Here is a 12091-nt window from a genome sequence, read left to right on the forward strand (position 1 = left end):
GGGCTCGAATGCTCCGTTCGTGAAAGATGGCCTCTCAAGTTATCTTTTGCGCTTCGACACCATGCCGCCCTTTTCATCAGCCGCAGGCAGCGCCAGCAAGATCGGACTGGCCACATATATCGATGAATACGTACCCACCACGATTCCAACCAGCAAAGCGAATGCGAAGTCATGTATGACGCCGCCGCCCAATATGAAAAGCGACACTACGACAACCAACGTGGTGCCCGAAGTCAGTATCGTCCTTGAAAGGGTTTCGTTAATACTGGAATTGATGGTTTTCGAGAAATCGGTCCGACGACCTTTTCTAAGGTTTTCCCGAATTCTGTCGAACACGATGATGGTATCGTTGAGCGAGTAGCCGATGATCGTAAGAAGGGCGGCTACAATGGGCAAGGTAATTTCCTTATTGAAAAAGGAAAACGCTCCGACCGTTATGATTACGTCGTGAATCAGAGCCACTACGGCCCCGAGGGCATATCGCAGCCTGAGAACCCAACAGAGGCCCAACGTGACGATCAGCGCGATTACGATGAGCCAAACGACGCTGATGTTTATCAGGGAAGCCAGATACACCGCAACAAGCAGCGCTCCGGCCATTATGATACTCATCAGCCATTTCAATTCAAAGCGTCCGGAAATGTAGATTGCAATGAAAAGTATGGCGTAAAACACGGCGAAAAGTGCTTTTTGCCTTAAGTCCTTGCCGACTTTCGGCCCGACCATCTCGACGCGTCTGACTTCGAAGGCGCCCTCGCCAAAAGTCTTCTTGAAGGCAGTCTGAATCCGATCTTTGAATTCGGTAACATCGACCCCTTCCTGCTCGATGCGAACAAGATATTCGGACCCTTCCTCCGTACTAAAATCCTGAACCGTAGTGTTTTCGATGCTCGCCGATTCGAGCGCGTTCCTCACTTGACCGGTGGAGGTTTCCTTATTGAATTTGACCTGAACGAGAATGCCGCCGGCGAAATCGATGCCGAAGTTGGGACCACCCCGCACGATCAGAAAAACAATGGTCAACAGAATCAACGACCCGGACAGAATGTAGGCGTATTTACGATTTCCGACGAAATCCAAGTTAATGTTCGGTTTGATCAATTCCATGAGCGCTCCTTGTCACACAGGGATCCGTTTCACACGAACTCTCAGCAACAGATAGTCGAAGACCAAACGGGATACGAAAACGGCCGTGAACACACTTGCGACGATGCCGATACTCAGGGTCACCGCAAATCCTTTTACAGGACCGGTACCGAATTGAAACAGCACCAGCGCGGCTATAAGAGTGGTCACGTTTGAGTCTATAATGGTGACCAATGCTCTGCCGAATCCCGCCTCTACGGCAGCGCGCGGCGTTTTGCCGAGTCGCGTTTCCTCCCGGATCCGCTCGAAAATCAGCACATTGGCGTCTACCGCCATACCAATGGTCAAGATGATGCCGGCCATTCCCGGAAGCGTCAAAGTAGCCCCGAACGCCGCCAGCGCCGCCATGATAAGCACGATGTTCAACAGAAGCGCAGCGTCCGCGATGAGGCCTCCGATTTGATAGTACACAGCCATCACCAGGATCACGACGAGACCTCCCACGATCATGGAAATGAACCCTTTACGGATCGAATCCTTGCCAAGCGAAGGACCCACCGTCCGCTCTTCCAGGACCTTTACGGGAGCCGGCAAAGCGCCCGCCCTTAGCACAATGGCCAAGTCGCGAGCTTCTTCCATAGTGAAATTCCCTGTAATGCGAGCGGTTCCGCCGGGTATTTTCTCTTGTATCACGGGCGCCGAGTTGACTACTCCATCGAGGATGATCGCCAGGCGCCGTTTAACATTTTCTCCGGTAACCCGTTCAAAAAGACGCGCTCCCTTGGCATTGAATTTGAGTGTGACATAAGGCTCGTTAAACTGGTTGTCGATTTGAACACGGGCGTCGCTCACGTACTGTCCCGTGAGAAGCGACCTTCGTTCCACGAGAACCGGCGTTTTGGTGACTCTTCCCGTTTCACGGTTCTCCCGAACCTCATAAAGCAACTCATCGCCCGGAGGCACGTCTCCTTTTTCCGCGGCCGGCAAGTCCCCCATATCGTCCACCAACTTAAATTCCAGGAGTGCGGTTTTGCCGATAAGTTTCAGGGCGCGGTCCGTATCACTGATTCCGGGCAATTGGATCAGGAGACGGTCTTCCCCTTGCGGCCGTATATCCGGTTCGCTCACGCCGAACTGATCTACTCTGTTCCGAATGGTCTCCAATGCCTGTGACGTGGCGAACTGCCTGATCCTCTTTTGTTCGTCCGCACTCATGGCCAGGGTCACCACGACGCCGGAATCGTCCTTCCGTGTCTCTTCGATGGAGAATTCAGGATAATTCTTTTCTAAGAATTCCTTCAACTTTTCTATGTCTTCTTCGTTCTTCAGCACCAGTTCCATCGCTCCGGCCGAAGTCTGAACCTTGTCTCCCGCTATCCATACGCGCTCCTCTCTGAGCGCCCGCTTTATATCATCGGCGAAGATCCCCAACTGGGTTTCCACCGCCTTCTCGGATTCGACCTCCAGGATCAGGTGCATGCCTCCCTGGAGATCCAATCCCAACTGGACCTTGTCTTTGGGAAGCACATTGCTCCACCACAGCGGAAGGTTCCCCGATATCGAGGGCACAAGATAGACCACAGACGCGACCAGCACGGCCAGAACCAGAATTGCTCTCCAACCCAGCTTACCTTTCACTCAAAGCTCCTTTCTGCCGCTGCAAACCGATGAACTCAGCCTCGCGATGCAACCACACTCCTGGGTCGAGGGAATGCGCCATAAGAACACCTGAATACGAAAACACCGTCAGAGTCGTAATGGACGATTTCAACGATGCGCTTCCGTCACCCGCGCACACCGAACTCACCCATAGAATGGATTCGGAACGTTCCGATGAGCGCCCGAAGGCCGACACCACTCGAAAGGCCTCGGGCATCAAGCCGGCCTCCGCCGGGAGCAACACCGCAACGGGGCTTCCGCCATGCCGCTCGGTTCCCTACTTCTCTTCCTTGCCTTTTTCTTTTGGAGCGGGAGCCGGTTGTTGAGGCGTATTGATAGTGGAGATAGCTCCGCGGCCGACGCGAACACGAACCCCCGGGGCGATCTCAACGGTAGCAATCGTATCCGTGAGCCCGGTTACCTTCCCGTGAATCCCCCCCTGCGTAACAACATTATCCCCTCGTCTGAGGTTTGAAAGCATCGAACGATGTTGCTTTTGTTTCTTCTGTTGAGGGCGAATCAGGAGAAAATAGAAAATGGCAAACATTAAGATCAAGGGTATAAACGCCGTAAATCCAGACCCCGTCCCTGTACCTTCTGCAGCCCATGCCAATGTAAGCAAATCAGTCACCTCCGTTCCGGTTTATCTTTTCCAGGAACTCCATCTTGAATTGGACGAACGAATTGTTATGGATGGAGTCACGTATTCTTCGCATCAGTTGAATGTAAAAATAGATATTATGTATGGTGTTTAACCGGTAAACCAGTATTTCCTTTGCCATGAACAAGTGACGAAGATAGGCCCTGCTGAAATTCCGGCATGTATAACATCCACACTCAGGGTCCAAGGGCCGATCATCTTCGGCGTAACGTGCATTCTTTATAACGACTTTGCCTTCCGATGTAGTTAGAGTGCCGTTTCTTGCATTGCGTGTGGGCAGTACACAATCGAACATGTCCACACCCATCTCGACGCAAGAAAGAATGTCCTCCGGAGTCCCCACACCCATGACGTATCTGGGTCGATCTTCCGGTAGAACGACCAGGGCCGCATGGGCCATCTCCAGCAACATTTCCTTACTTTCGCCGACGCTGAGTCCGCCGATGGCATAACCGTCGAAATCGATCTCTGAAATCTCCAGCGCGCTTTCTCTCCTCAAATCCTCGTACATGCCGCCCTGGACGATCCCGAAAAGCGCCTGATCCTCGTTACGGCGGCTGATCTTGCACGCCTTGGCCCACTCTCTGGTCAGAATCGCCGATTGCCTGGTGTAGGAGCGATCCGAAGGGAACGGAATGCACTCGTCCAGGCACATGATGATATCCACTCCCAGCGCTTCCTGGACTTCCATCGCGAGTGCAGGGGTCAAGTAGTGAAGAGAACCATCGAGATGCGAGCGGAACGTCACCCCCTGCGTATCAATTTTCCGAAGCGGACTGAGGCTGTAAATCTGAAACCCTCCGCTATCCGTTAGGATGCTCCCCTTCCACGACATGAACTTGTGGAGCCCGCCGAGTTTACCAATCAATTTGTGCCCGGGACGAAGATACAGGTGATAGGCGTTCGCCAGAATCACTTCCGCGCCCGACGATTCCAGATCTTCGGGCGAAAGAGCCTTCACGGTCGCGCGCGTTCCCACCGGCATAAATACCGGCGTGTCGATCACTCCATGTCCGGTGGTCATCCGGCCGACTCTGGCCCGGCTGTTCGTGTCCCTTGCTCTAATTTCGAATGAATACATTAAACAATGAACATCGCGTCGCCGTATGAGTAGAACCGGTACTTCTGTCTCACAGCTTCATTGTACGCGTCCAGCAAAAACGGAATCCCCGCGAAAGCGGCACACAAAAAAAGCAACGACGACTTCGGTAGATGAAAATTTGTAAGCATCGCATCCACAACGCGAAAAACGAAGCCCGGATATATATACAAGTCACACTCAAAAAGGCCGGTCTTCAAACTGCCGTCTTTTTCGGCGGCGGACTCCAACGCTCGAACGGTCGTCGTGCCCACGGCCACAACACGCCCCCCGCACTTCCGGGTCCGGTGGATCAAATCGGCCGTCTTTTCAGGTATGAACACGCTCTCGGAGTGAATCCTATGATCACGGATGTCGTTCGCTTCTACCGGTAGGAAGGTGCCCAGTCCTACGTGCAGCGTAAGCGATGCCAGCTCAATCCCATTTTCACGGATCCTGTCGATGATGCTGTCCGTAAAGTGAAGGCCGGCCGTAGGAGCGGCCACCGAGCCGTCATGTTTGGCGTAGACGGTCTGATATCGATCCCTGTCCGACTCGTTAGCCCGTCTGCGGATGTAAGGAGGCAGAGGAATATGCCCGGCATCCTCCAGCCAATCCTCGAACATGCGACGGCATTCGAAATCGATGATAAAGCGACCCCGCTCCAACTTCTCCCGAACCACACCCGAACACTCTTCACCGATCTGGATGCGGTGTCCCGAACGAATGCTCCTGGCAGGTCTTAAAATACATTCCCAACAACGGGCTCTTTCGGAAATGCGCTCGAGTTCCCGCACAAGAAGCATCTCAACGTGTCCGGACGTCTCCTTGATTCCAAAGAGCCTGGCCGGTATGACTCTGCTGTCATTGACCACCAGTAGATCCCCGGGTTTCAAAAAATCCGTCAAGTCTGAGAAACCCGTATGAAGCCACGTCTTCGTGACCCGTTCCAGGACCATCAGACGCGACAGGTCTCGCTCGGGCGCCGGTTCTTGGGCGATCTGCTCGGGCGGCAAGCAGTAGTCGTAAAGGTCGAGTTGATGAAGAACGGTCATTTCAAAATTTCGGCAACTTAATCAGAAAGGCGGCCAATAGTCAATTCATTATTTCAACAAGTGGAAGGAAATGCTCAGGAGGGTCGATTGACATATACGAGGAGAGCGCCCAACGCGATGGACAACAAACCGAGTAGACGCAGGATGCCGGGTTCCATTTCGGAGACTTTCCGGAGCCACGTCTTGAGTCTTTCCGGAAAGGCAAAATAAGGCAGTCCTTCGAATATCAGCATCAGTCCTAGTGCACAGAGAAAGAAGCGGTTCATTCCTGGGTCCTTTCCGTTCATCCGATCGAATCGACCGGTTTTAATAACCGGTGCGCGTCGGACCATCGGCCCATCCTCGGAACGGATGAAGGGATGACGTATGGAAAGTCCTAAAGCATTGCCATGAGCCGGGTCCCACGCCAGAGCCCTAAATAGGGGAAAGATCGTCGAAAGCCGCCACGGCTCCGCCTCGTCCCTCTACTCCATTTTCCTCAGTTCACCAAAAGCGACCTGCGCTTGACCGCTCTCCGAATGATCCTTAATCAGTTTCTGAAGCAGGATCTTTGCACTGGTCTTGTCGCCAAGCTGTTTGAATGAGAGAGCCTGCTTAAGAAGTGCGTCCGGCACCTTGTTTCCAGTGCCGTAACGCTGAATGACTTTCTGATATTCAAGGATGGCGTCCTCGAATTTACCCTCCTTATAATAGGTTTCTCCCACCCAGAATTGGGCGTTGTCCGCAATGGGATGATTGGGATATTTTCCAGTGAACTCGGCAAACAAGGTTCGTGATTTTGAGTACTGCCCCTTCTTGTACGCGGCCGTCGCGGCCTTGTACAGTTGATCCGGATCCGTGGCAACCGCTTCTTCCGAGGCCTGAGGAGCGGGGGGCTCAGGCGCGGAAGCTTGCGGTTTGGGCGGTTCCGTCTCCACAGGCGGCGCTTTTGGGGCCACGGGCGGCTGCGGCTGCTGTTTTTCTTTCCCAGTCGCGCCGAGAGTAGCCTCAATCGTTTCGATCCGTCTTCTAATCCCGTCGGCTTCCGATTCGAGCCGATCGATTCGGGAAGGATCTATAATGCGATCCTTCTCCGTGAGTTCGCGCTCAAGAAGCAGCACTTTCTTCTCCATATCCCCCGAATCAAGCCGACCTTGCGATCGGATACCTTCCAGTTCCGCGCCGAGGTCGGCTTGACGGCCACGAACCTCATTCAAGTCCGATTTCAATTGCTCCATACTAGTGGTGAGGTCGGCGAGCATGGTACGCAAAACGTCAACCTCGACTCGCATCGCTTTGGCTTTCTCCACTTCGGTTGACTGTTTTTGCGTCTCCCCGTTCCGGATTTGGTCCAGGTCCGTCTCTATAGAACTGATCTGTGTCTGAAGAGAATCGCGGACACCATACAGATCCTGGAACGTGACCATGCAGCCGCTCAACATGCCCAGGCTCACCACCAACAGCCCTATTTTTAGTCGCGGTTTCAACATAATAACGATCGCCGTCGCTCCTATTGCACGGAGGCCGACATATAGCCCGTCGACTGCCGATCAGTTGATCTATTCCAGTATAAACTCATCCCGTCTGTTTTTTGCCCAGGCCTCTTCGCTATGACGCGAGTCCGCCGGCCGTTCCTTCCCGTAACTGATGGTTCGAATCCGGTTCGCGTTTACACCGAGAAGCACCAAATAACGCTGAGCACTCTCAGCTCTCCTTTGACCGAGGGCCAAGTTATACTCCACGCTTCCCCGTTCATCACAATGCCCTTCGATAAGGACATTCTTATTGCTGTTCTCCATTAGAAACGCGGATTTCGCCTGGAGTGTCTCCTTCCCCTTTTCAGTCAGAACCGCTGAATCGAAATCAAAGTAGATGGATTGAGCCTCGAACTTCTGACGCGTTTCGGCCGTAGTCTCCGCCCCTTTGGCCTGTCGCTGCCGCTCCATGCGCTCCTTTTCCATCTGCTCCCGTTGTTCGCGCTCCATGCGCTCGCGTTCCTGTTGCTCTCGCAGAGCTTGTTCACGCATGGCCGCTTCACGTTCGGCTTCCGTCATCTCCGCCTGTTCCTTCACCTCACCTTCGGCTGCTCCCATAGCAGAAGGCGATGCAGCTTCTCCTTCCTTCTCCATTTCCGAATAGGGCTTCTCTTTCATTTGGGGCGCGCCCGGCGTCTCCTTGAAAGCCTCTTTGGCGCACGATCCAAGCAACGTCAAACTCATGGCGAACACAAAAATGGATACCCATACACACAAACCTTTACGTCCCATCGGCTCCTCCTTTCAGACTTACTGAACAATCGATCTCCACAAGAAATTAACGCTAACACGCATTCCAATAAAACTGGTCTATCTTAATCATGAACGGGCGACCATGACGGACTCTCCTGCGTACCTTTCATGAAGGTGAGCCGTCTTTGATTCGATCCGTTCGCGTTCATCACATGAATGGCAAGATCCCCCGCCCTGTCGGATGAGAACGCAATCATGGTCCCATCCGGAGACCAGGTAGGCGACATGTTCAATCCCCCGGCATAGGTTAAGCGTTGGACATCTCCACCGTTGCAGTCCATGCTGAATACGTGAAAATCCCCGTTTAGGGACCGCGTAAAGGCGATACGATCCCCTCTGGGAGACCAAGACGGATCCAGATTGCGCTTGCCTTCCACGGTCATGAGTCTCGTGTCGCCGTTGCCAAGGTCTTTCATGTAAATCTGAGGAGAACCGGCACGATTGGACACGAAAGCCACTTTCTTCCCGTCCGGGCACCAGGTGGTAGACACATTGATTCCCCAACGATCCGTTATGGTTGAAACCACTCTTCCGTTCAGATCCATCAGGAAAATATTCTCCCGCCCCTTCTTGCTTAAAGTAACGGCCAACGTTCTACCGTCCGGGGACCAAGCGGGGGCTATGTTCAATCCAGCGCCACTGGAAATCAACTTCAACGTATTGGTGTCCATCCGTTTTACGAAAACCTCAGGGTTTCCATTCTTATAGGAAGTGAACGCCAGTTGGTCTCCCTTCGGAGACCAACGAGGGGTGAGCGTCAGTGAATTGTAGGAAGTGACCCGCTCGATGTTGCGTCCGTCGAAATCCACCGCGAAGATGTCTTTGACTTTTCCCTCCCCCTGCACAAAAGCGATTCTTGTCCCCAAAGCCCCCTCGAAGCCCGTAAGCGCTTTGATGATCTCGTTCCCGAAACGGCGGATCATGCGCTCTCGGGTGGCTGAGGGCCCGGAATACTTCTTTCCTAAAAGACGCTCCCCTCGAAGGACGTCGAAAAGCCTCAACTGCAAGGATATTTCATCGCCGGACACCGATATGCCGCCCGTGACCAATACTTCCGCGCCGATGATCGACCATGCCCGGAATTGGATGTCTTTCTCGGTAACACCCGTCAGTGAAAGATCCTGCAGGGTGGAATCAGTTCCCAGTATTTGAAAATATCCGGTGTACGCAAGGTCGTCCGACAGGAGTTGAGACAGTTCTTTAGAGAATTTCAGCTCTTCCTTCGATTCACCGAGAGCCTTGAACGGGGGAATCGCTATCGGATACTTTGTGAGTCCCGGAGAGTTGATATCAATACGGATCAATGCGTATGCCGGGGCTGCGCTCAACGCGGAGCAGACAAAAAGCAACACTAGCCAAGCAGGGCATGAAATTAACACTTTCAGTTTTCTCATCAAAATTCTTTTCCTTCTATACACCGGCATCCACTAACCTCTTCTCAAGTCGGCCAGACTGAACCGCAGTTCGATTTCCTCGTACGATTTCACGTACCCATCAGGGAAAGGGGGGAAAGGGTTCGAGTGTTGTACCGCGCGAAGCACAGACTGGTCAAATAATTGATCGCCGGACGGCTTGACAAGCCGAAAACCAACGATGCTTCCGTCCCTCTGAACTTTCACCATGACCAAGGCCTCCGGTCCAAATCCACCGGACATGATGTCCGGGTAGGACCAGTTACTGCGCACCTTGTTCCATATATTCGTTTTGTATATTTGCAGCCGCAGACCTACGTCGGCCGTTCCCAAGCCTCCATTCCCCTCTTCCCCCTGTTCAGCCCCCTGTTCAGCCCCCTCATCAACGACGGCTTCCGTACGCGACTGCACCTTGGCGGAAATATCTTGTAATGCCTTCTGGAGTTCCTTTTCTCGGGAAACCGTCTGTTTCTCAGCCTTCTGTTTCTCAACCGTCTGTTTCTCAACCTTGGCGCGAGCCTCTTTCTCCTTCTGGAGCTTCTCAACAGCATCGTCCACATTATCGATGGCGGGCGCAGGTTTAACTTTGGCTTTGCTGACATCCTTTGGCTTCAGAATCGGAATAGCCTCCGGCTTATCGACGACGGCGGGTTCCGGAGCGGACGCTACCGCTATCTTGCGAGCCTTGGTCAACGGAACAATTGTCTTTATGGGCTTTTCGGCTGAAGCCTTTGGGCCCGGCAGTTCGCCTTTGAAACCGGCCATGCTCACCAGATCCACAGTATAAGCGGGAGTAAAGGGTTCCCGGCTCGGCTGCAAACCCGGTAGAAACAATATCGAGGCAAACAGAACCACGTGCAGACCGAACGAGAGGGCGATCATCCATTTAAGGATTCGCTCCTTCTCCAGTTCCGGATAGAGTTGAGCAGATAACTTCATTTTTTCTTCGTCGTATACGGCTCAGTTATCATTCCAACTTTGGTGACACCCGCCTCTCTTATCTGCGCCAACACCTGTGCAACAAAACCGTATTGTATCGTCTCGTCGGCCCTCAGGAATGCCTCTTTGTTGGGGCGTGTCTGAAAAATATGCTCCAATTTGTTTCTGAAAGAGGCCATATCAGTTTCGAAGTCATCAATATATACTTTGTTGTCGGTGGTAACAGTAATGATCAGGCGCTCGTCTTCGCCAGGTATCACTTTTGCCTCAGTCTTGGGAAGATTCACATCCATCCCATGTTTCATCATAGGAGCGGTCACCATAAAGATGATCAAAAGAACCAACATCACGTCCACAAGGGGAGTGACGTTGATGTCGCTCATAAATTTCTTGTTGCTGCTTGCGATCACGGCTTCTCTACTATAACTCCTGAGATTTTCTTGCTGCTTCACGATCGAGAATATTGAGGAAATCAAGTGTGAAGTTATCCATTTCAGCTTCGCGTAATCCGACTTTACTATTGAAATAATTAAAGAAAATGACAGCGGGAATCGCCGCGGCTAAGCCGGCGGCCGTCGCCACGAGAGCTTCTGATATGCCGGGAGCCACCACGGCCAGACTCGCCGAACCCCGAAGCCCGATGCTCCTGAAAGAGGCCATAATCCCCCATACCGTACCGAATAGACCTATGAAAGGAGTGGCGTTGCCCGTTGTCGCCAGAAAGCTCAGGGACCGCGTGAGGATGGTCATCTGTGAAAGCTTGGCCCGGTACAAGGCTCTTCGCGTGTTTTCAATCCCCACTGAATCTATGTTCCTCGGAGAATCTCCCGCCCCTTCAACAGAGACGGGCGCCCTGCTCTGATCCTTTCTTACCTTGCTCAGTTCCGTAAAGCCGGTTCTGTAAAGCCCCGCGAGAGGACTCTTTTCCAGGTGGCGGCTTTCTTTGTATATGTGTCCGAGGCTTCCCCCTGCCCAGAAAAGCTCCAGGAAGATCTGGTCCTCGATCAATGCGCGCCTTAACGTCTTCGCTTTGAACAGTATAATGCCCCAGCTGATCACCGAAAACAACAGCAACAAGAACAGCACTAATTTGACCATCGGTCCGGCGTGGACTACCATCTGGAAGACATCTATATCCATCCCCCCATCAATCCCAGCCGAAGTTTGCAACACTGGATGAAATCCCATCATAGTACTCAGAACCCGGTTTGTGTGCGATCAGGGGCCTTCCGGTTTTCAGTATATCGATCGCACTAGTTAGAGATTCGTTTAGAAAAGAATTTAACGTCGCCAAACATACTCGCGCGCAGCAGCAAAGTCAACGTCAAGACAAACGCCTACATTCCACTTCGAATGCTCTCGACCAGAGCCGGAAGCGCCTTGCCTGCCGACTCGTGTATAGAAAGATCCGAAACACTTCGGGTCAAAACGGTCTCCTCCAGATTAATCTCCGCCACCAAGGCTCCACCTCTTTTTGCCTCCAAGGGAATCTCACTGGCAGGAGACACCACTGCCGAAGTCCCGATCACCAAGATCAAGTCACAATATCTGGCCTCACGTTGAGCCTTCTCGTAAGCCTCCGCAGGTATCGCTTCCCCAAAAAACACAACGTCCGGCTTGAGGAGCCCCCCACAGGCGCACCGGGGCGGCATAATCGAGAAGTCGACCTGCGACTTGCCCACCGTGCTTCCGCAGGACAGACATCTGAGGCGCTTCCCATTACCATGAAACTCGATGACAATGCTACTGCCTGCTTCCTGATGAAGATTATCCACATTCTGAGTGATCACGGAGCTGAAATGACTGATTTGTTCGAGCTCAGCCAGTGCATAGTGTGCAGCGTTCGGCTTGGCGTTAAAGACGAGGGTTTCCATCTCAGTCAACATGTTCCAAACCTTGAGCGGGTTTTCCAGAAAGGCGCTGATGTGAGCGTA

At 52.8% G+C, this 12091-nt stretch carries 14 protein-coding genes; all 14 read right to left on the reverse strand.

Features of this window, described 5'->3' with window-relative positions:
* Window positions 1–39: 39 nt before the first annotated feature.
* Window positions 40–1107, reverse strand: a complete 1068-nt coding sequence (secF, locus tag HY788_01765) for a protein translocase subunit SecF (protein ID MBI4772903.1) — start codon at window positions 1105–1107, stop codon at window positions 40–42.
* A 12-nt stretch (window positions 1108–1119) separates the two neighbouring features.
* Window positions 1120–2724 carry a protein translocase subunit SecD gene (gene secD, locus HY788_01770; GenBank protein ID MBI4772904.1) on the reverse strand — a complete coding sequence of 535 codons (1605 nt, stop codon included), beginning with the start codon at window positions 2722–2724 and terminating at the stop codon, window positions 1120–1122.
* Complete coding sequence (locus HY788_01775; protein ID MBI4772905.1) at window positions 2714–2962, reverse strand: hypothetical protein; 249 nt, start codon at window positions 2960–2962, stop codon at window positions 2714–2716. The genes secD and HY788_01775 overlap by 11 nt, the downstream gene beginning before the upstream one ends.
* A gap of 60 nt (window positions 2963–3022) precedes the next feature.
* On the reverse strand, window positions 3023–3292 hold the full coding sequence (gene yajC, locus HY788_01780) for a preprotein translocase subunit YajC (protein MBI4772906.1): 270 nt from the start codon (window positions 3290–3292) through the stop codon (window positions 3023–3025).
* Window positions 3293–3368: 76 nt separating this feature from the next.
* Entirely contained in the window at window positions 3369–4487 is a 1119-nt protein-coding gene (gene tgt / locus HY788_01785) for a tRNA guanosine(34) transglycosylase Tgt (protein MBI4772907.1), read from the reverse strand.
* Window positions 4487–5539, reverse strand: a complete 1053-nt coding sequence (queA, locus tag HY788_01790) for a tRNA preQ1(34) S-adenosylmethionine ribosyltransferase-isomerase QueA (protein MBI4772908.1) — start codon at window positions 5537–5539, stop codon at window positions 4487–4489. The genes tgt and queA overlap by 1 nt, the downstream gene beginning before the upstream one ends.
* Window positions 5540–5613: 74 nt before the next feature.
* Window positions 5614–5805 (reverse strand): DUF2065 domain-containing protein, encoded by a 192-nt coding sequence (locus tag HY788_01795; protein ID MBI4772909.1) that lies wholly within the window; start codon window positions 5803–5805, stop codon window positions 5614–5616.
* A gap of 198 nt (window positions 5806–6003) precedes the next feature.
* On the reverse strand, window positions 6004–7008 hold the full coding sequence (gene ybgF, locus HY788_01800; GenBank protein ID MBI4772910.1) for a tol-pal system protein YbgF: 1005 nt from the start codon (window positions 7006–7008) through the stop codon (window positions 6004–6006).
* Window positions 7009–7077: 69 nt separating this feature from the next.
* Complete coding sequence (gene pal, locus HY788_01805) at window positions 7078–7785, reverse strand: peptidoglycan-associated lipoprotein Pal (GenBank protein MBI4772911.1); 708 nt, start codon at window positions 7783–7785, stop codon at window positions 7078–7080.
* A gap of 83 nt (window positions 7786–7868) precedes the next feature.
* Window positions 7869–9200: a Tol-Pal system beta propeller repeat protein TolB gene (gene tolB, locus HY788_01810; GenBank protein ID MBI4772912.1), complete on the reverse strand. Its 1332-nt coding sequence runs from the start codon at window positions 9198–9200 to the stop codon at window positions 7869–7871.
* Between the two features lie 33 nt (window positions 9201–9233).
* The gene (gene tolA, locus HY788_01815) at window positions 9234–10157 is read right to left on the reverse strand and encodes a cell envelope integrity protein TolA (protein MBI4772913.1); all 924 of its coding nucleotides are present in this window, start codon (window positions 10155–10157) and stop codon (window positions 9234–9236) included.
* A complete protein-coding gene (gene tolR, locus HY788_01820) occupies window positions 10154–10540 on the reverse strand; it encodes a protein TolR (protein MBI4772914.1) in 387 nt (128 codons plus the stop codon). Before tolR ends, tolA begins: the two co-directional genes overlap by 4 nt.
* 37 nt (window positions 10541–10577) lie before the next feature.
* Complete coding sequence (locus tag HY788_01825) at window positions 10578–11297, reverse strand: MotA/TolQ/ExbB proton channel family protein (protein ID MBI4772915.1); 720 nt, start codon at window positions 11295–11297, stop codon at window positions 10578–10580.
* A gap of 197 nt (window positions 11298–11494) precedes the next feature.
* A complete protein-coding gene (locus HY788_01830) occupies window positions 11495–12043 on the reverse strand; it encodes an RNA polymerase subunit sigma (protein ID MBI4772916.1) in 549 nt (182 codons plus the stop codon).
* Window positions 12044–12091 lie beyond the last annotated feature (48 nt).

This window comes from Deltaproteobacteria bacterium, assembly GCA_016208165.1.
Lineage (GTDB): Bacteria > Desulfobacterota > Desulfarculia > JACQYL01 > JACQYL01 > JACQYL01.